The sequence below is a fragment of the Pseudomonas lyxosi genome (assembly GCF_047758685.1).
Lineage (GTDB): Bacteria > Pseudomonadota > Gammaproteobacteria > Pseudomonadales > Pseudomonadaceae > Aquipseudomonas > Aquipseudomonas lyxosi.
This window is the reverse complement of record NZ_CP180481.1, coordinates 6,063,455-6,084,467: the sequence shown is the minus strand read 5'-3', so window position 1 is coordinate 6,084,467 and position 21,013 is coordinate 6,063,455. Positions and strand designations below refer to the sequence as shown.

21 protein-coding genes are annotated in these 21,013 nt (G+C 58.6%); 12 read left to right on the top strand and 9 right to left on the bottom strand.

Annotation, left to right across the window (positions count from 1 at the left end; all coding sequences use genetic code 11):
• Positions 1 to 183 precede the first annotated feature (183 nt).
• Positions 184 to 1,482 carry an MFS transporter gene (locus ACMXYI_RS27975; RefSeq protein ID WP_415770218.1) on the bottom strand — a complete coding sequence of 433 codons (1,299 nt, stop codon included), beginning with the start codon at positions 1,480 to 1,482 and terminating at the stop codon, positions 184 to 186.
• 200 nt (positions 1,483 to 1,682) lie between these two features.
• Here ACMXYI_RS27975 and ACMXYI_RS27970 point away from each other — a divergent pair, with 200 nt between their 5' ends.
• Together ACMXYI_RS27970 and sthA are read left to right on the top strand one after the other, a co-directional pair.
• Positions 1,683 to 2,669, top strand: coding sequence for an FAD:protein FMN transferase (locus tag ACMXYI_RS27970; RefSeq protein ID WP_415770216.1), 987 nt, complete (start codon positions 1,683 to 1,685; stop codon positions 2,667 to 2,669).
• A 207-nt stretch (positions 2,670 to 2,876) separates the two neighbouring features.
• Positions 2,877 to 4,271, top strand: coding sequence for a Si-specific NAD(P)(+) transhydrogenase (gene sthA / locus ACMXYI_RS27965; RefSeq protein WP_415759904.1), 1,395 nt, complete (start codon positions 2,877 to 2,879; stop codon positions 4,269 to 4,271).
• Between the two features lie 42 nt (positions 4,272 to 4,313).
• On the opposite strand, the gene ACMXYI_RS27960 is transcribed toward sthA, so the two are convergent.
• Positions 4,314 to 5,036, bottom strand: coding sequence for a glycerophosphodiester phosphodiesterase (locus tag ACMXYI_RS27960; protein ID WP_415770215.1), 723 nt, complete (start codon positions 5,034 to 5,036; stop codon positions 4,314 to 4,316).
• Between the two features lie 14 nt (positions 5,037 to 5,050).
• A complete protein-coding gene (locus tag ACMXYI_RS27955; protein WP_415770213.1) occupies positions 5,051 to 5,632 on the bottom strand; it encodes a PilZ domain-containing protein in 582 nt (193 codons plus the stop codon).
• Between the two features lie 94 nt (positions 5,633 to 5,726).
• On the opposite strand from ACMXYI_RS27955, the gene ACMXYI_RS27950 reads away from it, so the two are divergent.
• The 3 genes from ACMXYI_RS27950 (at position 5,727) to ACMXYI_RS27940 (ending at position 8,978) form a co-directional block, all read left to right on the top strand.
• Positions 5,727 to 6,977: a lipoprotein-releasing ABC transporter permease subunit gene (locus tag ACMXYI_RS27950; RefSeq protein ID WP_415770211.1), complete on the top strand. Its 1,251-nt coding sequence runs from the start codon at positions 5,727 to 5,729 to the stop codon at positions 6,975 to 6,977.
• 7 nt (positions 6,978 to 6,984) lie between these two features.
• Positions 6,985 to 7,668, top strand: coding sequence for a lipoprotein-releasing ABC transporter ATP-binding protein LolD (gene lolD / locus ACMXYI_RS27945; RefSeq protein WP_176471549.1), 684 nt, complete (start codon positions 6,985 to 6,987; stop codon positions 7,666 to 7,668).
• 65 nt (positions 7,669 to 7,733) lie between these two features.
• A complete protein-coding gene (locus tag ACMXYI_RS27940) occupies positions 7,734 to 8,978 on the top strand; it encodes a lipoprotein-releasing ABC transporter permease subunit (RefSeq protein ID WP_415770209.1) in 1,245 nt (414 codons plus the stop codon).
• A gap of 136 nt (positions 8,979 to 9,114) precedes the next feature.
• Here the strand turns inward: ACMXYI_RS27940 and ACMXYI_RS27935 are convergent, their stop codons facing one another.
• Together ACMXYI_RS27935 and ACMXYI_RS27930 are read right to left on the bottom strand one after the other, a co-directional pair.
• Positions 9,115 to 10,461, bottom strand: coding sequence for a heavy metal sensor histidine kinase (locus tag ACMXYI_RS27935; protein WP_415770207.1), 1,347 nt, complete (start codon positions 10,459 to 10,461; stop codon positions 9,115 to 9,117).
• Positions 10,461 to 11,141 carry a heavy metal response regulator transcription factor gene (locus ACMXYI_RS27930; RefSeq protein WP_415770205.1) on the bottom strand — a complete coding sequence of 227 codons (681 nt, stop codon included), beginning with the start codon at positions 11,139 to 11,141 and terminating at the stop codon, positions 10,461 to 10,463. The genes ACMXYI_RS27935 and ACMXYI_RS27930 overlap by 1 nt, the downstream gene beginning before the upstream one ends.
• Before the next feature lie 155 nt (positions 11,142 to 11,296).
• Here ACMXYI_RS27930 and ACMXYI_RS27925 point away from each other — a divergent pair, with 155 nt between their 5' ends.
• Both ACMXYI_RS27925 and queF read left to right on the top strand, forming a co-directional pair.
• Positions 11,297 to 11,818, top strand: a complete 522-nt coding sequence (locus ACMXYI_RS27925) for a copper-resistant cuproprotein CopI (RefSeq protein WP_415770203.1) — start codon at positions 11,297 to 11,299, stop codon at positions 11,816 to 11,818.
• Between the two features lie 61 nt (positions 11,819 to 11,879).
• Complete coding sequence (gene queF, locus ACMXYI_RS27920) at positions 11,880 to 12,710, top strand: NADPH-dependent 7-cyano-7-deazaguanine reductase QueF (protein ID WP_415770201.1); 831 nt, start codon at positions 11,880 to 11,882, stop codon at positions 12,708 to 12,710.
• Between the two features lie 48 nt (positions 12,711 to 12,758).
• Here the strand turns inward: queF and ACMXYI_RS27915 are convergent, their stop codons facing one another.
• Both ACMXYI_RS27915 and ACMXYI_RS27910 read right to left on the bottom strand, forming a co-directional pair.
• Positions 12,759 to 13,022, bottom strand: a complete 264-nt coding sequence (locus tag ACMXYI_RS27915; RefSeq protein ID WP_129442940.1) for a DUF4404 family protein — start codon at positions 13,020 to 13,022, stop codon at positions 12,759 to 12,761.
• Positions 13,023 to 13,132: 110 nt separating this feature from the next.
• Complete coding sequence (locus tag ACMXYI_RS27910; protein WP_415770200.1) at positions 13,133 to 13,753, bottom strand: HAD family phosphatase; 621 nt, start codon at positions 13,751 to 13,753, stop codon at positions 13,133 to 13,135.
• A 200-nt stretch (positions 13,754 to 13,953) separates the two neighbouring features.
• On the opposite strand from ACMXYI_RS27910, the gene ACMXYI_RS27905 reads away from it, so the two are divergent.
• From ACMXYI_RS27905 to rssC, 3 genes are all read left to right on the top strand, one after another.
• On the top strand, positions 13,954 to 14,643 hold the full coding sequence (locus ACMXYI_RS27905; protein ID WP_415770198.1) for an MlaA family lipoprotein: 690 nt from the start codon (positions 13,954 to 13,956) through the stop codon (positions 14,641 to 14,643).
• Positions 14,644 to 14,995: 352 nt separating this feature from the next.
• Positions 14,996 to 16,177 (top strand): two-component system response regulator RssB, encoded by a 1,182-nt coding sequence (rssB, locus tag ACMXYI_RS27900; protein ID WP_010456296.1) that lies wholly within the window; start codon positions 14,996 to 14,998, stop codon positions 16,175 to 16,177.
• Positions 16,177 to 16,659: an anti-sigma factor antagonist RssC gene (gene rssC / locus ACMXYI_RS27895; protein WP_007935262.1), complete on the top strand. Its 483-nt coding sequence runs from the start codon at positions 16,177 to 16,179 to the stop codon at positions 16,657 to 16,659. Before rssB ends, rssC begins: the two co-directional genes overlap by 1 nt.
• Positions 16,660 to 16,899: 240 nt before the next feature.
• Here rssC and tal read toward each other — a convergent pair whose 3' ends face one another.
• Positions 16,900 to 17,826, bottom strand: a complete 927-nt coding sequence (gene tal / locus ACMXYI_RS27890) for a transaldolase (protein ID WP_415770196.1) — start codon at positions 17,824 to 17,826, stop codon at positions 16,900 to 16,902.
• Between the two features lie 178 nt (positions 17,827 to 18,004).
• Complete coding sequence (gene dusA, locus ACMXYI_RS27885; protein ID WP_008151348.1) at positions 18,005 to 19,000, bottom strand: tRNA dihydrouridine(20/20a) synthase DusA; 996 nt, start codon at positions 18,998 to 19,000, stop codon at positions 18,005 to 18,007.
• A gap of 400 nt (positions 19,001 to 19,400) precedes the next feature.
• Between dusA and ACMXYI_RS27880 the strand changes: the two genes are divergently transcribed.
• The gene (locus ACMXYI_RS27880) at positions 19,401 to 20,543 is read left to right on the top strand and encodes a polymorphic toxin type 44 domain-containing protein (protein ID WP_415770194.1); all 1,143 of its coding nucleotides are present in this window, start codon (positions 19,401 to 19,403) and stop codon (positions 20,541 to 20,543) included.
• Positions 20,524 to 20,922 carry a hypothetical protein gene (locus tag ACMXYI_RS27875; protein ID WP_415770192.1) on the top strand — a complete coding sequence of 133 codons (399 nt, stop codon included), beginning with the start codon at positions 20,524 to 20,526 and terminating at the stop codon, positions 20,920 to 20,922. The genes ACMXYI_RS27880 and ACMXYI_RS27875 overlap by 20 nt, the downstream gene beginning before the upstream one ends.
• The last annotated feature ends 91 nt before the right edge of the window (positions 20,923 to 21,013 follow it).

The following is a 21,013-nucleotide window of genomic DNA, read 5'->3' as shown; positions in this document are numbered from 1 at the left end:
ACATGAGAACGCCCCGACTTTGGTCGGGGCGTTTTTGTTTGTGCGGTTTGTCAGTTGTAGGTGTGTTGTTTATGCGGGCCTCATCGCGGGCAAGCCCGCTCCCACATGTTTTGGTGGTGGTTTCGCAATGGTGGGAGCGCCGCAGAACCCTGTGGGAGCGGGCTTGCCCGCGATGGCGATTTATCAGGCGCCGCCGACCACAGCTGCTTGCGCCGTCCGCAGTTCATGCCAGTTGCCACGGAATAACACCAGCGTCGCAATCAATCCCAATACCGCCGCACCACTAAGCCAGATCCCTGGTGCAGCCTTGTTATCCAGCACATGAATCAGGTACGTACAGGTCGCCGGTGTAAACCCGCCGAAGGTTGCTGTCGCCAGGCTGTAGGCCAAAGAGAAACCGGTCGTACGAACTTCCACCGGCATGATCTCGGTCAGTGCCACGACCATGGCGCCGTTATACGAGCCATACAGGAACGACAGCCACAACTCGACAATCAGCAAATGGCTGAAGCTCGGGTTCGCCACCAGCCATGACAGGGTAGGGTACGCGGTGAGGATCGCCAGTATGGTCGCCGCCAGCAGTAAGGGTTTGCGCCCGATCCTGTCAGACACGGCGCCCATTACCGGCAGCCAGAAAAAGTTCGACAGGCCAATGCACACCGTCACCAGCAAAGCATCCAGATCCGACAAGTGCAGCTCGGCTTTACCGAAGGTCGGGGTGTAGGCGGTGATCAGGTAAAACGACACCGTGGTCATCACCACCAACGCCATGCCGGCGATGACGATGCCAAAGTTCTGACTGATCGAGCGGACGACGTCCCGCAGGGTCGGGCGGTGTTTACGCGCCTGGAATTCCGGTGTTTCTTCCAGCGAGCGTCGAATCACGAAAATCACCGGCACGATCATGCACCCGATCAGGAACGGCACACGCCAGCCCCAGTCGCCCATTTGTTCCGGGCTGAGCCAGTGGTTCAAACCAACGCCCAGCAGGCCGGCGAATACCACCGCGGCTTGCTGACTGGCGGACTGCCAACTGACGAAGAAACCTTTGCGACCTGGCGTAGAAATTTCAGCGAGGTACACCGACACACCGCCCAGCTCCACGCCCGCCGAGAAACCTTGCAGCAGACGACCGAACAATACAATCAGCGGCGCCGCAACGCCCAGCGTGGCGTAACCCGGCACGCAGGCAATCAGCACCGTGCCGGCGGCCATCATTGCCAGTGTGATGATCAGGCCTTTGCGCCGGCCGTGACGGTCGATGTAGGCCCCGAGGAAAATCGCACCCAGTGGGCGCATCAGGAAGCCGGCACCAAAGGTGGCCAGCGACAACATCAGGGAAGCGAAAGCGCTATCGGCAGGGAAAAAGGTTTTGGCGATGGCCGTGGCGTAAAAGCCGTAGACCATGAAGTCGAACATTTCGAGAAAGTTACCGCTGACAACGCGAAAAATCGCTTTGCCTTTGCTCGTATTGGAAGCCATTTGTAGATACTCACTCTGGTAAATCTTGTTTGGAAGCGCTGCACCTGTGCGGGCCTGTGTGGCGAGGGGGGCTTCACAGGTTTGCGTCTGACAGGCAGCAGAGGCAGGCCTCGCTCCCGTGCGCTCTGAAGCCCATAATGGCGGGCGCGGTTTTGAGGGGAGATGAAGATTTGTTAACTGGACGGTGGAGTGGGGTTGTGATGCTGGCCGGCGTTTTGTCCGGTTGTGGCAACGGCGACAGCCTGGAACGCTTCGACGGCCCGACCATGGGCAGCCGTTATTCCATTCAATACGTAAGACATTCCCCCACGCCCGGGCCGAAAGCGGTGCAGGCCGAAGTAGAAAAGATCCTCGTCGAAGTCGATCAGCAAATGTCGACCTACCGCAGCGACTCGGACATCGAGCGCTTCAACGATCTGCCCGCCAATCATTGTCAGAAAATGCCCGAGCCGATCCTCAAGCTGGTGCGCGTCGGTGAACGTCTGTCGGAACAAAGCGAAGGCTCCTACGACCTGACGGTGGAGCCGCTGCTCAACCTCTGGGGATTCGGCCCGCAGGCGCGTGAGGAAAAGGTTCCGAGCGCCGAAGCGCTGGCCGAGGTGCGGCAGCGCGTCGGTCACAGTCACCTGCGTATCGATGGCGATCAGCTGTGCAAGGACGCCGCGGTCGAGGTCGACTTCAATAGCATCGCCGCCGGTTATGCAGTCGACACGATTGCCGCAAAACTCGAAGCAATGGGCATCCACAACTACCTCGCCGAAGCCACCGGCGAACTCAAGGCTGCCGGCAAAAAACTCGACGGATCACCATGGCGCGTCGCCCTGGAAGAACCTCGCGACGACCAGCAAGTGGCCGAGCGCATCATCGCCGTTGACGGTTACGGCGTTTCCACTTCCGGCGACTACCGCAACTATTTCGAGCAGGACGGTCGGCGTTATTCCCACACCTTCGATGCCCGCACCGGGGCGCCGGTCCTACACACCCTGGCGTCAGTCACGGTGATTCATCCTTCAGCGTTGATGGCCGATGGCTTATCGACGCTGTTGCTGATTCTGGGTCCCGAAAGGGGTTGGGACTATGCCCAAACGCATGACATCGGTGCATTCTTTGTGATTCGTGCCGATACAGGATTCGTCACACGAACCACGCAGGCTTTTGAACGCCTGAGTGGCGGAAAAACCGAGTGATCACGGCGATTCAAGCAGCAAAGACTGGTGTTGTAGTGCAGGCAAAACTAGCCTACGACGCGACCAAGGGTTAATGTGCGCGGCGTTGACGCTTATATAGACTGTGTCCGGGTTCTGCACTGGCCCCAAATTGTTCCTTCACGCCGCAGATCGGCGTGATTTAGCCGCAGGTGCCGAGGGCGCCGCGGCCTGTTCTGAGGAGTATGCATGGCTGTCTACAACTACGACGTGGTGGTGCTGGGTTCCGGCCCGGCGGGAGAAGGCGCGGCAATGAACGCCGCCAAAGCAGGGCGCAAGGTGGCGATGGTCGATAGCCGTCGCCAGGTCGGCGGCAACTGCACCCACCTGGGCACCATCCCGTCCAAGGCACTGCGTCACTCGGTCCGGCAGATCATGCAGTTCAACACCAACCCGATGTTCCGGGCCATTGGTGAGCCACGCTGGTTCTCGTTTCCGGACGTTTTGAAAAGCGCCGAAAAAGTCATCTCCAAACAAGTCGCATCGCGCACCGGCTACTACGCCCGTAACCGCGTCGACGTGTTCTTCGGCACCGGCAGCTTCGCTGATGAGCAAACCATTGAAGTGGTCTGCGCCAACGGTGTTGTGGAGAAGCTTGTTGCCAAGCACATCATCATCGCCACCGGTTCGCGTCCTTATCGTCCGGCGGACATCGATTTCCACCACCCGCGCATCTACGATAGCGACACCATCCTCAGCCTCGGCCACACCCCACGCAAACTCATCGTTTACGGCGCCGGCGTGATCGGTTGCGAATACGCCTCGATCTTCAGCGGTCTGGGTGTATTGGTTGAATTGGTGGATAACCGCGGTCAATTACTGAGCTTCCTCGACTCGGAAATTTCCCAGGCCCTGAGCTATCACTTCAGCAACAACAACATCACGGTTCGCCACAACGAAGACTACGACCGCGTCGAAGGCGTGGACAACGGCGTGATCCTGCACCTCAAGTCCGGCAAGAAGATCAAGGCCGACGCCTTGCTCTGGTGCAACGGTCGTACCGGCAACACCGATCAGTTGGGTCTGGAAAACATCGGCGTGAAGGTCAACAGCCGTGGCCAGATCGAAGTGGACGAGGCCTACCGTACCTGCAAGCCGAACATCTACGGCGCCGGTGACGTGATTGGTTGGCCGAGCCTGGCCAGTGCTGCTCACGACCAGGGTCGTTCGGCCGCTGGCAGCATCGTTGACAACCATAGCTGGCGTTTCGTCAACGACGTGCCGACTGGCATCTACACCATTCCGGAGATCAGCTCGATCGGCAAGAACGAGCAGGAACTGACTCAGGCCAAGGTGCCGTACGAAGTGGGCAAGGCGTTCTTCAAGGGCATGGCGCGTGCACAGATCGCCGGCGAGCCTCAGGGCATGCTGAAGATTCTGTTCCACCGCGAGACCCTGGAAGTGCTGGGCGTTCACTGCTTCGGTTATCAGGCGTCGGAGATCGTTCACATCGGTCAGGCGATCATGAATCAGCCGGGCGAAATGAACACGCTGAAGTACTTCGTCAACACGACGTTCAACTACCCGACCATGGCCGAAGCCTATCGGGTAGCGGCGTACGATGGTCTCAACCGGCTTTTTTGAGTGGCTCCGGCCGGTGGCCTGAGCCGGCCGGGGAGACCGATTTCAGCAATTCTCGAGCGTGGCGCTGGCCAAACCGGGAAAGTCTGTAATCAGGCTGTCAACGCCGAAGTCGGCGAGTCTGCGCATTAGCGCAGGCTCGTTGACTGTCCATACCGACACATGCAGTCCCTGACGCTGCGCCTTCTGCAGGCGTTCCGGCGTACACAGGGTCCAGTTCAGCGCCAGAATCTCACAGCCATAGCTTTGCGCGACCTTCAACGGATCGAGCCAGGCGTACTCGGCCACCAATCCGCGAGAAACATCCGGCACGAAGTCCAGGGCAGCTTTCAATACTTCCCGCGAACTCGAGGTGATCGTGACCTTGTCGAGCAGGCCGAAACGCTGAGCCATTTCGCGAATCGCCAGTACGGTAGTCGCGGCGCGGGTGCGCGAAGCGCTTTTGACTTCCAGTTGCCAGTGCTCGAAATCGCATTTCTCGAACAGTTCTTCCAGTTTTGGAATCGGGCACGGTTTGATCCAGCCTGGTCCGCCAGTGCGCGCGTCGTAGGTCACCAGCTCGGCCGCCGTGTGCTCGACGACTTTGCCGCGACGGTCGGTGGTGCGCTTGAGTGTCGGGTCGTGGATGACCATCAACTCGCCGTCCATGGACAGGTGCAGGTCCAGTTCGCAGCGGTGCACGCCGTGCTTGAGGCATTGCTGAAAACTGGTCAGCGTGTTTTCCGGTGCTTCGCCCTTGGCGCCGCGATGGCCGTAGATGAGAGTCACGGTTCTTCCTTAAATTAAATGCCTGATTCGTTTTGTTCGCGGGCCAGACGTCGTTCCTGGGCCTGCTTCTGCAAAATGTAGCGGGCCAGCAATTGGCGCTGGGCATCGGTCGGGTACTCGAACTCGGTACCGACGTCATAGCCGTCGCCTTTGCGATCGCAATGGGTGACCCGGGCTCGCAGCAACAGGCCGAGGGCTTGCGGCATCAGCACCAGTTTGACCGACAGGTGCGTGTCCTCGGCAATGGGCGTCGGATGCTGAAATTCGATCCCGCCTTCGGAAATGATCACCGGCTGCGGCTCGCCGATCTGCCCGAGCACGGTGATTGCGATCACCTGGCTCAGTAAGTCGATGCGTTTATTCTGGGATTTCAGGAACGCCGCGAGATTCCGATCGCGCTCACTGATCTGGCGCAACAGGTGCTGTGACTCGAATTCGCTCAGGTGCAGCTCGCTGAGCAAGTTGAACAGTGGAGAAGCATCCTGCAACACTTCCTGGCCTGCGGCTTCGGGAGCGGACAGGGGCCGAATTTCCAGTGCGATCGTGTCCTCGATACGGTAGTATTCGCGGCGATCTTCTTCATCTAATGTCGACATGGCGAACCCATGGTAGCGGCGGTGGTCTGAGTGTAAAGCTGGTTATCGACCCCCGCCACAAGGACGTTCCTTTTCCCTCCGAACAAGCCCCGACATGTTCAGACCTCTCTTCGTATTTATTGGCACGCGTTATACCCGTGCAAAGCGTCGCAATCATTTTGTGTCGTTCATTTCCCTGACTTCAATGATCGGACTCGCCCTCGGCGTGGTCGTGATGATCGTGGTGCTGTCGGTCATGAACGGCTTCGACCATGAGATGCGCACCCGCGTGCTGGGCATGGTGCCCCACGCGACCATCGAGTCCGGTGAACCGATCAGCGACTGGCAAAGCCTGGCCGCCAAGGTCAAGCAGAACCCGCAGGTGACGGCCGTGGCGCCGTTTACCCAGATGCAGGGTTTGCTGACCAACAACGGCAAGGTCTCCAAAGTCTTGCTCAATGCCATCGACCCTGTGCTGGAACGGCAGGTCTCGATCATTGATAACTTCATGCAGCAGGGCAAACTCGACGACCTGGCACCGGGCAGTTTCGGCATCGTCATCGGTGACAAGGCCGCGGCCAAGTTGGGTGCGGCGATCGGCGACAAACTGACGTTTGTGGCGCCGGAAGTCACCGTGACCCCGGCCGGGATGTTCCCGCGCATGAAACGCTTTACCGTGGTCGGCATCTTCCATGTCGGCGCCGGTGAGCTGGACGGCTACCTGGGCATCACCAATCTGCAAGACCTGGCCAAATTGCATCGCTGGAAACCGGATCAGGTCCAGGGCATCCGCCTGAAGTTCGACGACCTGTTCCAGGCGCCACGCGTCGCGTGGAGCATCGCCCAGCAGCTCGGCGAAGACCATTTCTATGCCCGCGACTGGACGCGCACCCACGGCAATCTGTATCAGGCGATCCGCATGGAAAAAGCCATGATCGGTCTGCTGTTGCTGCTGATCGTCGCCGTTGCTGCGTTCAACATTATTTCCACGCTGGTGATGGTGGTGAACGACAAGAAGGGCGACATCGCGATTCTGCGCACCCTTGGCGCCACGCCGGGTTCGATCATGGCGATCTTCATGGTGCAGGGCACCGTCATTGGTGTGGTAGGGACGCTGATCGGCGCCGTGGTCGGGATCTTCGCCGCGCTGAACGTCAGCGCTGCGATCTCGGCCCTCGAAGGGCTGATAGGGCACAAATTCCTGAACGCCGACGTGTACTTCATCGATTACCTGCCGTCGCAAGTGCAGAGCCAGGATGTGTTGATGGTCTGCGCCGCCGCGTTGGTCCTGAGTTTCCTCGCCACCCTGTATCCAGCCTGGCGTGCCGCGCGCACCCAGCCTGCGGAGGCGCTACGTTATGAGTGAGTTGGGCATGAGTGATAAAGCAATCTTGAGCTGCCGCGACCTGGGCAAATCCTACGAGGAAGGCCCGGAATCGGTAGAGGTTCTGGCCGGTCTGCAGTTGGAGCTGCATCCGGGTGAGCGCGTGGCGATTGTCGGTACGTCGGGCTCGGGCAAAAGTACCTTGCTCAACCTGCTGGGCGGCCTCGATACACCAACCAAGGGCAGCGTCTGGCTGGCCGGTGAAGAGCTCTCGGCATTGAACGAAAAGGCCCGTGGCCTGCTGCGCAATCGGTCGCTGGGTTTCGTTTACCAGTTCCACCACTTGCTGCCTGAGTTCACCGCGCTGGAAAACGTCTGCATGCCGCTGCTGATCGGCAAGACGGCTATCCCGGAAGCGCGTCAGCGTGCGACGGCATTGCTGGAGCGGGTAGGGCTGGGCCATCGTCTGGAACACAAACCGGCCGAATTGTCCGGTGGTGAACGTCAGCGTGTGGCCATCGCCCGCGCTCTGGTGAACAAGCCAGGCCTGGTGATGCTCGACGAGCCGACCGGCAACCTCGATTCCCACACCGCCCAGGGCATTCAGGATTTGATGCTGGAGCTCAGCACCTCGATGCGCACGGCGTTCCTGGTGGTGACTCACGATATGAACCTGGCCCGCCAGATGGATCGCGTCCTGCATTTGCAGGAAGGTTACCTGACACCCATCTGATTGACCGAAACCCGGCGTACTGAACAGTGCGTCGGGTCTTTTATTTTTATACGGTGCCCCAGCGAATGTTCAGACCGTTATCGATCTTTATCGGCGCGCGCTATACCCGCGCCAAGCGCCGCAATCGCTTTGTTTCCTTCATCTCGATGACCTCGATGATCGGCCTCGCCCTGGGCGTGCTGGCGATGATCGTGGTGTTGTCGGTGATGAACGGCTTCCAGCGCGAAATGAGCTCGCGCATCCTCGGCATGGTGCCTCACGCGACTATCGTCGGCGTCAACCCGATCGACGATTGGCAACCCGTCGCTGCGGCGGCCATGAAGAATCCTGAAGTGACAGCGGCCGTGCCGTTCACCGAGATGGAAGGCATGCTGTCCTACAAGGGGACGATGCAGCCGATCCAGGTCAGCGGCGTTGATCCGGCGCTGGAAGGTAAGGTGTCGATCGTTGCCCAGCACATCGTTCAGGGCCATCTCGATGCCTTGAAGCCGGGTGAGTTCGGCGTGGTGATCGGTGAGATCACGGCACGCCGCTTCCGCTTGAACGTTGGCGACAAGATCACCCTGATCGTGCCGGAAGTCAGTACTGCACCGGGCGGCATCACCCCGCGCATGCAGCGGTTGAACGTGGTCGGCGTGTTCAAGGTCGGCGCCGAGCTGGACGGTTCCATGGCGCTGATCCACGTGGCCGATGCCGCGCAGATGCAGCACTGGGCACCGAATCAAGTCCAGAGCGTGCGCCTGGCGGTAAAGGATTTGTACGCTGCGCCGCAGGTTTCCAGCGATATTGCTGGGGGGCTGGGCACCGCTTACAAGGCTGATGACTGGACTCACACACAGGGCAGTCTGTTCAGTGCGATGAAGATGGAAAAAACCATGATCGGCTTGCTGTTGCTGATGATCGTCGCCGTGGCGGCGTTCAACATCATCGCAACCCTGATCATGGTGGTTAACGACAAGGGCGCGGACATCGCGATCCTGCGCACCATCGGCGCCACGCCGCGGCAGATCATGGCGATCTTCATGGTGCAGGGCACCGTGATCGGGGTTGTCGGTACGTTGATTGGTGGCGTGCTCGGCGTGATTGCGGCGCTGAACGTCAGCGAACTGGTGGGCTGGATGGAGCGGGTCAGCGGGCAGCACATCTTCAGTTCAGACGTGTACTTCGTCAGTAACCTGCCGTCCGAACTGCAGGGGGCGGATGTGGTATTGATCTGCTCCGCCGGGTTTATTCTGAGCTTCCTCGCCACCGTTTACCCGGCATGGCGTGCGGCGAAAGTCGAGCCGGCTACCGCGTTGCGGTATTCGTAAGCTTTGATAACCCCACCCTGATCGTTCCCACGCTCTGCGTGGGAATGCCTCAACGGACGCTCTGCGTTCGGCTCTTGATGTGACGCGGAGCGTCACGGGCTGCGTTCCCACGCAGAGCGTGGGAACGATCAAACGATCAGGTTCGCGGCAACTCAATCACAAACCGCGTCCACCCATTCTCCGATTCGCAACGAATCTGCCCGCCATGGGCGCGGATGATTGACTGAGTGATCGCCAACCCCAATCCCGCATGTTCACTACTGCCTTCCTGGCGCGCCGGATCAGCCCGGTAGAAGCGATCAAATAAACGCGGCAGCAACGCCCCGTCAATTCCGTCGCCGCTGTTCTCGACCGTCAAGCTCAACCCCTTGGGCTGATCAACAATCCGCACCCGAACCTCGCCTTCGACCGGTGTAAACCGCAACGCATTGTCCAGCAAATTGGAAAGCGCCCGCCGCAACATGCTGCGATCACCTTCCATGCGCGCACTGCCTTCACGACTCAACCTGACCTGAGCGTCTTCCGCCAACGGCGCAAAAAACTCCAGCAACAGATCCGCTTCTTCCGCCAGCTCCAGCGGTTCGCGCTTGGGCATCAACAACCCGTGGTCAGCCTTGGCCAGGTACAACATGTCGTTGACCAGTTGCGCCATCCATTGCAGTTCTTCGAGATTGCTGTGCAGTGCTTCGCGGTAATCCTCAATGGGGCGTGGGCGGGTGAGGGTGACCTGGGTGTGGGTCAGCAGGTTCGACAACGGCGTGCGCAATTCATGGGCGATGTCGGCGGAGAAGGCCGAGAGCCGCTGAAAAGAGTCGTCGAGGCGCCCGAGCATGGCGTTGAAGTTGTGGGCCATTTCCGCGAGTTCTGGCGGCATATTTTCTTCGGGCAAGCGCGCATTGAGCGATTGCGCTGAAACGCCGCTGGCAACCGCACTCATGCGCCGCAACGGCCGCAACCCGCTGCGTGCGGCCCAGGCACCGAGCAGGGCGGTGGCCAGTGCCGACAAACTGACTGTCAGCCAGATCAGGTGCTGCATGCGTTGCAGAAAGTGCTGGTGATGGGTGATGTCCAACAGCAAGGTCAACTGCGGCGAGTCAGGTTTGTCGAGGTACAACGGAGCATTGAGGACGCGGTAGTCAGTACCTTCGCTGCTCACCGTGGACAAACCCGCCTGGATAGGTAATTCCTGGGGCAGGTTCGTTGAACCGTCATACCAGCGCTTGCCGTCGCTGCCAGTGATTCGTAGCGACAGATCAGCCTGTCGGCTCAATTCATCGGCCAGTTTAATTTCGCTTTCACTCGACTGAATGTCGTGAAGCGCCCGGCGCAAACCAATCAACTTGCCGTCCAGCAACTGCTGATCGAGTTCAACGAAATGCGCTTCACTGGCCCGGCTGAACAACACCCCGGCGAACAGCGACACCACGGCGGTGCACGCCGCAAACAGCAGCGCCAGACGGCTGCTTAACGAAAGTCGACGCATCAGGCGGGGCGCTCTTCAAGGACATAACCCATGCCGCGCACGGTGTGAATCAACTTGTTGGGGAATTCATCGTCGATCTTCAGGCGCAAACGACGGATCGCCACTTCGATGACATTGGTGTCGCTGTCGAAATTCATGTCCCAGACCTGGGAAGCGATCAACGACTTGGGCAGGACTTCGCCTTGCCTGCGCAGGAGCATTTCCAGCAGGGCGAACTCCTTGGCCGTCAGGTCGATGCGCTGACCGCTGCGTTCGACCCGGCGACGGATCAGGTCCAGACGCAAGTCCGCCAGTTGCAGGCTGGTTTCCTGAGGTGTGGCGTTACCACGGCGCAACAGGCTGCGGACCCGGGCCAGCAGTTCGGAGAAGGCGAACGGTTTGACCAGGTAATCGTCGGCGCCCAGTTCGAGGCCGTGGACCCTGTCCTCCACCGCGTCGCGCGCTGTCAGAAACAGTACCGGCGTGTCGAGGCCGGCACCGCGCACCGCTTGCAGAATCTGCCAGCCATCGCGACCGGGCAGCATCACATCAAGGATCAACAGGGCGTAATCGCCGGTCAGCGCCAATTGCTGGCCGGTGCTGCCGTCCGCCACCAGTTCAGTATTGAAACCGGCTTCGGTCAGGCCTTGGTGCAAGTAGTGGCCAGTTTTCGGTTGGTCTTCGACGATCAGCAGTTTCATGGGCGACTCGAGGCAAATGGAACGAACGCTTTATACCGTGGGCGGCGTTAATACAGGTCAACCTGACAAAGTTGTAATCTGGTTGTCAGGTTGCGGGCAGTCGCAGCAGTTTAGAGTTTTCCACAGGCTGAACCTTATCTTGTTGGAGTACGACTATGTTTTTGCGCAATTCACTGGTGCGCGTCGCGTGTTTGCTGGCGCTGAGCTCGCCGGCGTGGGCTGCCCCAGCGCATACCTACGACTTCGGCCAACCGGCCCCGGCGGCAAACGCGACTCGCAGCATTGAAGTGGTCATGGGCGATATGTCGTTCACGCCCAAGGCGATTGATATCAAGGCCGGTGAGACGGTTCGTTTTGTGTTGGTGAATAAAGGCCAGTTGCTGCACGAATTCAACCTCGGTGACGCGGCAATGCATGCCAAGCATCAGCAGGAAATGATGAAGATGCAGCAGAACGGCATGCTGATGCCTACAGGCATGAAGGAAATGGACCACGGCGCCATGGCCGGTATGGAGCATGGAATGAAACACGACGACCCCAATAGCGTGCTCGTCGAACCGGGCAAAACCGCCGAGCTGACCTGGACCTTCACCAAGGCCACCAACCTGGAATTTGCCTGCAACATCCCCGGTCATTACCAGGCCGGCATGGTCGGCAAGTTGACTGTCAGTCAGTAAGCACTCAAAGGCGGGAGCAAAGGCTGGTAGAATCCGCTGATTCTTCAGTCAGGTTTCCGCCATGCATCCCGCAGCCGAACACTCGCCGCTGGGCAAATCCAGCGAATACATCGCCACCTACACGCCGTCCTTGCTGTTCCCGATCCCGCGCACCGCGAAATGGGCCGAGCTGGGCCTGACGGCTGAAACCCTGCCGTACAAGGGCGTGGATTTCTGGAACTGCTTCGAGCTGTCGTGGCTGTTGCCGTCCGGCAAGCCAGTGGTGGCAATTGGCGAGTTCACTATCCCGGCGGATTCGCCGAATATCATCGAATCGAAGTCGTTCAAGCTGTACCTCAACTCCCTGAACCAGACGCCGTTTGCCGACACCGCGAGCCTTGAAGCGACGTTGACCAAAGACCTGTCGGCCGCTGCCGGCAAACCGGTCGGCGTGCGGATTCGCAGCCTGAAGGACGTCGAGGCTGAAGGCGTCGTGGCGTTGCCGGGTGTGTGCATTGATGATCTGGATATCAGCGTCAGCAACTATGAGCATCCGCGTCCGGAACTGCTGCGTTGCGATGAATCGCGCATCGTGGAGGAGAGCGTGCACAGTCATTTGCTCAAATCCAACTGCCCGGTCACCAGTCAGCCGGACTGGGGCAGCGTGGCGGTGGAATACCGTGGCGCGGCGCTGGATCACGCGAGTTTGCTGGAATACATCGTGAGTTTCCGTCAGCACTCCGACTTCCACGAGCAGTGCGTGGAGCGGATCTTTCTCGACCTGCAACGGTTGTTGAAACCGGAGAAACTGACGGTGTATGCGCGGTATGTGCGGCGCGGTGGGTTGGACATCAACCCGTATCGCAGCACCGAAGACGTGCAGTTGCCGAACCATCGGCTGGTCCGTCAGTAAGAAAAAAGCCCCGCTATCACTAGCGGGGCTTTTTTGTATTCGGCGGGTTCAGATCCCCATGTTGGCCAGGGCTTGCACGATGTTGCGCAAGGTGCCGGCCAGGGTCGGGTGTTCGATTTCGAAGCGTTCAACGGCCAGGTTCACATTGTCGGAGAGGCTGGAGTCCTGGGTTTTGGTTTCCAGCTCAATTTCCAGTTCGATTTGTTGCATCAGCGCGTGCAGGTCTTCGCGCTCGGCTTCGGTCAGCGGTGGATTTTGTTCCAATTGCTCGCGCAGAGTATTGAGCTGTTGTTGCAGTTCGCGGGCAGGCATGGCGTTCTTCCTTTTATCGATAGGCACTGGCATAGACCGCAGCAGCACGCCAAAGGTCTATGGCTTGACCTTTAGATTAATCCACTCGCGCGCAACCTGCATGATCTCGATCAGGGCTTTTCGCCCTTGAGCCGGCGCAGGCTGATGTCGGCCAGGCAGGTGTCGAGTTCACCGAGGTGATCGATCACCGAATGCACACCCAGACCGAACAGTTGCATCGTTGCCTTGCCGCGTTTGAATTCCCGTTCCTGCTGAGTCAGCGCCTGCCATTCGTTGGGCGCCAGGCCGCAGAGTGAGCCGCAGGACGCCAACCCGATCGTCCACAATCCGGCATTGAGCCCCGCTTGCAGCAATCGCGGTTCGCCGCTGACCAGCACGCAACCCTCCAGTCGTTCAACATTTAACGTCATCAAGGCTTGCCAGCAGGCATGCGGTGCCGGCCATGGATTGTTTGTTTCGGGGTGTTGCGAGGGTTTGATCCATGAAGGCAAGGCAGCGGCCAGGGAATGGCTGAGGGCAGGGGGGAGTTCATCGAGCCAGGCACAGGGAATCTGCTGATGCTGCAAGCTGCGCAGGCTATCCAGCGCGCCGGGCGTGGCCTCGGCGTGCATGGCAGAGGGGACGCCGTGTGCGCGTGTGCGGGCACCGAAATCCACCAGGCAACCACTGAGGCCGAACAGGACGGCGGTCAGGCTGGGAGCAATGTGGGGCAAGGTTTCGGCGTGCGGCATATCAACGTCCCTGAAATAGCCTCAAGGCTAGGGGGCGACGGTGACAGTTGAGTGACACTGATGTGAATCGCTCACAATCATCACGAATGATCCGCAGGCTGCCTCGCACGGTGCTGCCTAAAGCGGCTTTTCCGTCTTATACTAGCCCGCTTACCGCTTGGGCCAAGCGCCCGCGCCAGTACAATCCAAGGAGTTTTTCTATGCGCTGGAGCAATCATCTAGCTCAGTTTTGTGTGTTTGCCAGCGTATTGCTGGTGCCGTTCGTTGCCCAGGCAGCCTCGGAAGACGACCCTTGGGAAAGCATCAACCGCCCGATCTACAAGTTCAACGATGTGCTCGACACCTATGCGCTGAAGCCTTTGGCCCAGGGATATCAGTTCGTGACGCCGCAGTTCCTTGAAGACGGCATCCACAACATGTTCCGCAACGTCGGTGAGGTCACCAACCTTGCCAACGATATCTTGCAGGCCAAACCGGCCGCCGCTGGCGTCGACACCGCACGCTTGATCTTCAACACCACCTTCGGCCTGCTGGGCTTCTTCGATGTGGGCACCAAAATGGGCCTGCAACGCAATGACGAAGACTTCGGCCAGACCCTCGGCTACTGGGGCGTAGGCAGCGGCCCGTACGTGATGCTGCCGCTTCTGGGCCCAAGCACCTTGCGTGACGCGCCGTCCAAGTATGTCGACGGCTACACCGGCCCGTACCCTTACATCAACGACGTACCCGTGCGTAACTCGATCTTCGGCCTGAACATCATCGACACCCGCGCCAATCTGCTGTCGAGTGAAAAGCTGATCACCGGCGACAAGTACACCTTCATCCGCAATGCGTACCTGCAGAACCGCGAATTCAAAGTAAAAGACGGCCAGGTCGAAGACGATTTTTGATCTCGACCGGTAAAACGAAGAAGGCGGCCAGTGGGCCGCCTTCTTTCGTTTGGCTTTCCGGGCTGGTTTGACTGATGGGTTTGAACCTTCCATTACGTTACGGTTTTGCCGGTTCTTATAACTCCCGGTGATTTGAAATGGAAAGACGTCAAGCGACCATCGGCGTGAGCTTGAAACACCCCGCGGATGGGAGTACCGTCTGCGCCTTAGAAGGGCACCTCTGGTGTACCTGTGTGTAGGGCAAACGCTCGAAAACAGTGCAGTAGAGAGGCTAGAAAGCGAATCCAGTAGTGTGAGCCGGGACAAAGCCCCTGCCTGCTACGCCAACCTAATTCTGGCGCCGTTTGCCCACATGCCAAAAACCAGTGCCACGCTGCTGATAATCGATGATGACGAAGTAGTGCGCGCGAGCCTCGCCGCCTATTTGGAAGACAGTGGTTTCAGCGTCTTGCAGGCCAGCAATGGCCAGCAGGGTCTTCAGGTATTCGAGCAAGACAAGCCCGACTTGGTCATCTGCGATCTGCGCATGCCACAGATGGGCGGACTCGAACTCATTCGCCAGGTCACCGAGCTGTCGCCACAAACCCCGGTGATCGTGGTTTCGGGCGCCGGCGTGATGAACGACGCGGTCGAGGCCCTGCGCCTGGGCGCGGCGGACTACCTGATCAAGCCTCTCGAAGATCTGGCTGTGCTCGAGCACTCTGTGCGCCGGGCCCTGGATCGTGCGCGCCTGCTGCTGGAAAACCAGCGCTACCGCGAGAAGCTGGAAAAGGCCAACCGCGAGCTCGCCGCCAGCCTGAACCTGCTCCAGGAAGACCAGAACGCCGGTCGCCAGGTGCAGATGAACATGCTGCCGGTCAGCCCCTGGACCATCGACGAGTTCCAGTTTGCTCACCAGATCATCCCGTCGCTGTACCTGTCGGGTGATTTCGTCGACTACTTTCGGGTCGACGAGCGTCGGGTAGCCTTCTACCTGGCGGACGTTTCCGGTCATGGCGCCTCTTCAGCCTTCGTTACCGTGCTGCTGAAGTTCATGACCACGCGCTTGCTGTTCGAGTCCAAGCGCAGCGGTACATTGCCGGAATTCAAGCCTTCAGAGGTCCTTGGTCATATCAACCGAGGCCTGATCAGTTGTAAGCTGGGTAAACACGTCACAATGGTCGGTGGAGTCATCGACGAGGAGACAGGTTTGTTGACCTATAGCATCGGCGGTCATTTGCCGTTGCCTGTGTTGTACACGCCAGACAGTGTTCGTTATCTGGAAGGGCGTGGTCTGCCGGTGGGCCTCTTCAATGAAGCCACCTACGAAGACCACGTACTGGAGCTGCCGCCGACGTTCAGCCTGACGCTGATGTCCGACGGTATTCTGGACCTTTTGCCAGAACCTACACTCAAAGAAAAAGAAGCGGCTTTGCCCCAACGGGTCAAGGCAGCGGGCGGCAGCCTGGATGGTCTGCGGCAGGTTTTTGGATTGGCCACGCTAGGGGAGATGCCGGATGATATCGCCCTGTTGGTGTTGAGCAGGAATCTTTAATGAGTACCGGTAGAATCCAGTTCGCCGAGCAGGATGGCACCTTCGTCCTGAAGTTCGTCGGTGAAGTTCGCCTGACCCTGTGTTCGGCGTTGGATGCGACTATTGAGCGGATCTTCACGGCGTTGAACTTCAACGCGATCGTGATCGACCTGACCGAAACCCGCAGCATCGACAGCACCACCCTTGGCCTTTTGGCCAAGCTGTCGATCCTGTCTCGGCAAAAGGTCGGCTTGCTGCCGACCGTCGTCACCACCCACGAAGACATCACCCGTCTGCTGCAGTCCATGGGCTTCGAGCAAGTGTTCAACATCGTTGACCGCCCGATCCCGTGCCCTGAGTGCCTGACCGATCTGCCAGACCAGGATCAGTCCGAAGAAGTGGTGCGGATCAAAGTGCTCGAAGCGCACAAGATCCTCATGGGCCTGAACGACTCCAATCGTGAAGCATTCCATGATCTGGTGAACGCCCTCGAGCGTCACTGATCACCTGAAAGTGATGTGGGCCTTACAGGCCCTATCGCAGGCAAGCCAGCTCCCACATAACCTCAGTCGTAAACACTATCGCGATCCATCACAAATCCCCTGTGGGAGCGGGCTTGCCCGCGATGGCGCCATAACAAGCCCCACATCCTTCAGTGCGAAGCCCATCCAATACTCGAATTCAACGCATAAAAAAGGGCGAACCCGTTAAGGTTCGCCCTTTTTGCAACTAGCTAAATCAAATCACAGCTTGGCTTGCAGCAACGCCTCAAGCTTTTCCTGGTCGCGAGCGAACTGACGAATACCCTCAGCCAGTTTCTCGGTCGCCATCGCATCCTCGTTGGACAACCAACGGAACTGCGCTTCATTCAAGATCAAACGAGCTTCACCGGCATGACCCGGGGCCAATTTGCGCTCCAGTTTGCCAGTATCCGCCGCCAGCTTATCAATCAGATCCGGGCTGATGGTCAGACGGTCGCAACCGGCCAGCTGCTCGATCTGATTCAGGTTACGGAAGCTCGCGCCCATGACCACAGTCTTGTAGTCATTGGCCTTGTAGTAGTTGTAGATGCGCGTTACCGACTGCACGCCCGGATCATCCGCGCCGGTGTAGTCGTTGCCGTTGGCTTTCTTGTACCAGTCGTAGATGCGACCCACGAACGGCGAAATCAGGAATACGCCTGCATCAGCACACGCCGCAGCCTGAGCGAAGGAGAACAGCAACGTCAGGTTGCACTGAATGCCTTCCTTTTCCAGCTTCTCGGCAGCGCGGATGCCTTCCCAGGTGGAAGCGATCTTGATCAGCACGCGGTCACGGCCAATGCCGGCCTTGTCGTACAGGTCGATCAGACGGTGCGCCCGCTTCAATACGGCGTCAGTGTCGAACGACAGGCGCGCATCCACTTCGGTGGAAATACGGCCCGGGATCACTTTCAGAATTTCTTGCCCTACCGCGACACCAAAACGGTCGCTGGCCAGGCCGACATCGCCCTTGCAGTCGCTGACGCAAGCGTTCAGCAACTCGGCATAACCGGGAATGGCCGCCGCTTTGAGCAGCAGGGAAGGGTTGGTGGTAGCGTCCACGGGTTTAACGCGAGCGATAGCTTCGAAGTCGCCGGTGTCGGCAACTACGGTGGTCATTTGTTTGAGTTGTTCCAGCTTGGAAGTCATGGGCGTGCTCTGTCCTATGGGTCTAATGACATTACCCGAGCGCTGACAGCCACTCAAGGGTGCGTGTACGTATCGATGGCCCCAGAGGCAACAACCTGAAAACGGCTGTTTGAATGGTGGGGCGTGGTATCGGTAAATACGATGCCAAATCAGACCACAGGTTCAACCCGAGCGACCGTTAACGCCCCTCAAGCAACTCCGCCGCCTGATCCAGCAAGACCAAAGGCTCTTTAGCCTTGTGAATATCCACCGACAACAACTGCCGAAACTTGCGCGCCCCCGGAAACCCGGTGCCCAGCCCCAGCACATGCCGAGTGATGTGGTGCATCGAGCCGCCCGCATCAATATGCGCCGCTATATAAGGCCGCAACTGCGCCAGCGCCTCGGCCCGGCTGATCACCGGCGCTGTGCTGCCGAACAGTTGCTGATCCACCTCAGCCATCACATAAGGATTGTGATACGCCTCGCGACCCAACATCACGCCGTCGAACGTCTGCAAATGCTCGTGACAGGCTTCCAGCGTCTTGATCCCGCCGTTGAGAATAATCTCCAACTCCGGAAAATCCGTTTTCAACCGCGCCGCCACGTCATAACGCAGGGGCGGAATGTCGCGGTTCTCCTTCGGCGACAACCCCTCCAGAATCGCAATCCGCGCATGCACCGTAAAACTCGTGCACCCGGCATCCCGAACCGTGCCGACGAAATCACACAACTCCTCGTAACTGTCCCGCCCATTAATCCCGATCCGGTGCTTCACCGTCACCGGAATCGACACCGCATCCCGCATCGCCTTCACACAATCCGCCACCAACTGCGGATGCCCCATCAGGCACGCACCGATCATATTGTTCTGCACCCGATCACTCGGGCAGCCGACATTCAGATTCACCTCGTCGTAACCGTGCTCCTGCGCCATGCGCGCGCACATCGCCAGGTCCAGCGGAACACTGCCGCCGAGCTGCAGGGCGAGCGGGTGCTCGGCTTCGTTGTGACGCAAGAAGCGGTCGTGATCGCCGTTGAGGAGCGCGCCGGTGGTGACCATTTCGGTGTAGAGGAGCGCGTGCTTGGAGAGCAGGCGCAGGAAAAAACGGCAATGGCGGTCTGTCCAATCCATCATCGGCGCGACGGAGAAGCGGCGGGAGAGCGGGGCGGGTGTGGCGGTGATTGGGGGCATTGGCGGTTCTGAGATGGGTGGGGCTGGGAGGTGGGGAGTTTATCAGGATTGGGGTTGCAGGGCTCAGGCGAGTCTTGCTGCCATGGTTCAGGACATCTGAGCAAAGGTATGGGAGGAAATCGACTGGATCGCTACGAATAAATAAATCCCCATTTTTCAGTGGAGGCGCCAGCCGGGGTCATCAGAAACGGACAACATTGATCCCGATTCGCGGAAAGCGATCTGCCATCATTCAACGCACCGTACCAGAGCGGTTATCATTCACCTCATCAATGACATGGAGCAGGGAATCGAGGGTGGCTTTTAGGAGTTTCCCTACAGTCAGCACCTGGACTTCCCAGTAATGTGAAGCTGCCCCCCAGCCTCAGGCCGGGATTCAAAGATGTATCAAGGACGACGAATGATCTCTTCTGCACGACTGGGCGATAAGCATGTCTGCCCATTGCCGGGACACGGCACTACGCCCATTGCCTCCGCCAGCGCTGACACGAACATTAACTTCATGGGCTCGGCCCGTGTTGGTGATACCTGTGGCTGTGGCGCTGTTATCACTACAGGTTTTCCTTCCATTCAAGTGAATGGGCGCCCCATGGCGCACTTGGGTAGCCCTACCAGCCATGGTGGAACCATCATCACCGGGTCAGGCGATGTCGGCGGTGGTTTTGTCATGGGGGTTGCTCCTGGTGCATCAATCATCAACTTTGCCGTCATGGGAGCAATCCGCCCTGATGGCTCCGTGGATGAAGAACGCATGGCAACCCTGCTGGCTGATCCGAAGCTGACAGACAAGGCCTCTGCTGCGAATGCTTTGGTAGACCCTGCTGCTCAGGCAACCCCACCTCCCGGACCTAAAGCAGAAGAGAAGAAAACGGAGCCTGTCGTTTGCAAAGACCCTGACTTAATGGAAGAGGTCGCGAGTTACATTGCTGGTGAAATGAACCGCAACATTACTCACCCGTCAGTGGTGAAGATGAAGAAGCTCAACAGCTTTGACGCTGCTACTGAATATAAGAAGCTTCAGCAAAAGGCTTGGTATGTCCGCCTGTCTCCGCCCAACTTCGAAGCCATGGAACTGGGGAACAAGGGCGCCGCGATGGCCCTTTGGGCGGAGCGGGTTGGCCAGAACAGACCGTGGGATCACAAAGTTACGATAGGAGAACAGTTTGGCGGGCCTTGGCAGAAACAGGGCAAGGTTGATTATTTCTATGACATCTGGTCGAACGTACATTACGGATACGTCGGCATGGCGGGAGGACTTTCCGAAGGCGTTCTGCTGGATGGCGCAGGTGTTGAGCAGATCGCCTCGGACTCCATCCGCAAAATTCAAAAGTGGGATAAAAGACAGGGGCCGCACCGGTCGGCAGACATCGAAGGGATGCGGGCGTGGGATGATATTGGAGACAGAGTGTCTATCAGCATCGGCGTCAAACTCTACAGGCAGCATCCAAAGGGCGGGATAACAGCGAAAATGTTGATGAACGAAATGTTAGCTCTACCGCGCTCAAGCTGGGGGGATGGCATCCGTGACCACATCTGTAAGTAAATCCCGCCCGCGGCATATCTGGCGCTGGCTTATCATGCTGTTCCTGGCGCCCATCATCTTTTGGTATTTTGCTACGCCTCAGGTGAATTTCTACTTTTCCGAGAAAGGCCAGGGTCGGCTTGGCTACATCTTGAATGTCCAACACGACATCTCCAAGGGCGAAATTTACCCCGGCGAAGTGACCGGAGGTCCCGGTCACATCTTCCCTGATAAGAAGTTTTTCATGGAGTTTGACTGGAACAACGGAGGCAAATCGCACTGCATCCGCGTCAAACCGACATGGCCTAATACTGACATTTACATTGGGCCACAGGGTGAGATTGATAGCCGCACGGACAGTCGCCGCATTGAACCGTGTGGGCCATTGCCGAAGGGCTAACAAGTCTCGTCCGGGGGTAAAAAAAAAGAGGGCTATATCCAGTTTAGATGTGCCCCTCTTTTAGAAGCTAAAGGAGACGGATTTGTTTTCT

What these genes read in the sequence shown, in the direction of transcription:
- ACMXYI_RS27975 (WP_415770218.1), bottom strand. Translation starts at nt 1,482, where the DNA reads ATGGCTTCCAATACGAGCAAAGGCAAAGCGATTTTTCGCGTTGTCAGC.
- ACMXYI_RS27970 (WP_415770216.1), top strand. Translation starts at nt 1,683, where the DNA reads ATGCTGGCCGGCGTTTTGTCCGGTTGTGGCAACGGCGACAGCCTGGAA.
- sthA (WP_415759904.1), top strand. Translation starts at nt 2,877, where the DNA reads ATGGCTGTCTACAACTACGACGTGGTGGTGCTGGGTTCCGGCCCGGCG.
- ACMXYI_RS27955 (WP_415770213.1), bottom strand. Translation starts at nt 5,632, where the DNA reads ATGTCGACATTAGATGAAGAAGATCGCCGCGAATACTACCGTATCGAG.
- ACMXYI_RS27950 (WP_415770211.1), top strand. Translation starts at nt 5,727, where the DNA reads ATGTTCAGACCTCTCTTCGTATTTATTGGCACGCGTTATACCCGTGCA.
- lolD (WP_176471549.1), top strand. Translation starts at nt 6,985, where the DNA reads ATGAGTGATAAAGCAATCTTGAGCTGCCGCGACCTGGGCAAATCCTAC.
- ACMXYI_RS27940 (WP_415770209.1), top strand. Translation starts at nt 7,734, where the DNA reads ATGTTCAGACCGTTATCGATCTTTATCGGCGCGCGCTATACCCGCGCC.
- ACMXYI_RS27935 (WP_415770207.1), bottom strand. Translation starts at nt 10,461, where the DNA reads ATGCGTCGACTTTCGTTAAGCAGCCGTCTGGCGCTGCTGTTTGCGGCG.
- ACMXYI_RS27930 (WP_415770205.1), bottom strand. Translation starts at nt 11,141, where the DNA reads ATGAAACTGCTGATCGTCGAAGACCAACCGAAAACTGGCCACTACTTG.
- ACMXYI_RS27925 (WP_415770203.1), top strand. Translation starts at nt 11,297, where the DNA reads ATGTTTTTGCGCAATTCACTGGTGCGCGTCGCGTGTTTGCTGGCGCTG.
- queF (WP_415770201.1), top strand. Translation starts at nt 11,880, where the DNA reads ATGCATCCCGCAGCCGAACACTCGCCGCTGGGCAAATCCAGCGAATAC.
- ACMXYI_RS27915 (WP_129442940.1), bottom strand. Translation starts at nt 13,022, where the DNA reads ATGCCTGCCCGCGAACTGCAACAACAGCTCAATACTCTGCGCGAGCAA.
- ACMXYI_RS27910 (WP_415770200.1), bottom strand. Translation starts at nt 13,753, where the DNA reads ATGCCGCACGCCGAAACCTTGCCCCACATTGCTCCCAGCCTGACCGCC.
- ACMXYI_RS27905 (WP_415770198.1), top strand. Translation starts at nt 13,954, where the DNA reads ATGCGCTGGAGCAATCATCTAGCTCAGTTTTGTGTGTTTGCCAGCGTA.
- rssB (WP_010456296.1), top strand. Translation starts at nt 14,996, where the DNA reads ATGCCAAAAACCAGTGCCACGCTGCTGATAATCGATGATGACGAAGTA.
- rssC (WP_007935262.1), top strand. Translation starts at nt 16,177, where the DNA reads ATGAGTACCGGTAGAATCCAGTTCGCCGAGCAGGATGGCACCTTCGTC.
- tal (WP_415770196.1), bottom strand. Translation starts at nt 17,826, where the DNA reads ATGACTTCCAAGCTGGAACAACTCAAACAAATGACCACCGTAGTTGCC.
- dusA (WP_008151348.1), bottom strand. Translation starts at nt 19,000, where the DNA reads ATGCCCCCAATCACCGCCACACCCGCCCCGCTCTCCCGCCGCTTCTCC.
- ACMXYI_RS27880 (WP_415770194.1), top strand. Translation starts at nt 19,401, where the DNA reads ATGATCTCTTCTGCACGACTGGGCGATAAGCATGTCTGCCCATTGCCG.